This window comes from Rahnella rivi (genome assembly GCF_019049655.1).
Taxonomy (GTDB): domain Bacteria; phylum Pseudomonadota; class Gammaproteobacteria; order Enterobacterales; family Enterobacteriaceae; genus Rahnella; species Rahnella rivi.
Genome location: NZ_JAFMOX010000019.1, coordinates 1 through 722, shown reverse-complemented (window position 1 = coordinate 722; position 722 = coordinate 1). Strand labels below are relative to the sequence as shown.

Annotated in this window: 1 protein-coding gene; it reads right to left on the bottom strand. The window is 56.8% G+C overall.

What is annotated here, in order from left to right; all coding sequences use genetic code 11:
* Positions 1 to 722, bottom strand: a 722-nt coding sequence (locus tag J1779_RS00110) for a calcium-binding protein (protein ID WP_338019840.1), incomplete at both ends; no start/stop codon positions are given.

Sequence of the window (722 nt, the reverse complement as noted above, 5' to 3'; positions counted from 1 at the left end):
CACCGCCGTTCAGCACGTCATTTCCGCCCCCTCCCTGCAGCGTGTCGTTACCGCCTGCGCCGTACATAAGATCAGCGGCATACCAGCCCGAGGCATTGTTACCAGCGTCCGTTCCGTTGTACGTCATCCCCGACCTCGCCAGGTCTGACTCCGTCAGCGTCGCATCGTCGAAGACAAAGCTGAACTGGCGATAAATCCCTCCGGGTTGATCAGTACCGGCAAAGTAGTTGCTGACCGTCACGCTGTCATCGCTTCCGTAGGCCTGTATGATAAGGTTGTTACCTTCGCGACTGAAACGGGCTGCGCCCGATGCCGCACCAGTGAAGCGTAAAATATCACCATTTTCACCGCTACCCGCTGAGTCAGACACATAGTCTTTACCGTGCCCGGCAGTAAACTGGTAGGTGTCCTCACCGCTGTTGCCGTAAAGGAAGTCATTGCCCGCACCGCCGTTCAGCACGTCATTTCCGCCCCCTCCCTGCAGCGTGTCGTTACCGTCTGCGCCGTACATAAGGTCAGGTGCATACCAGCCTGTGGCATTATTAACAACGTCCGTTCCGTTGTAGGTCATCCCCGACCTCGCCAGGTCTGACTCCGTCAGCGTCGCATCGTCGAAGACAAAGCTGAACTGGCGATAAATCCCTCCGGGTTGATCAGTACCGGCAAAGTAGTTGCTGACCGTCACGCTGTCATCGCTTCCGTAGGCCTGTATGATAAGGTTG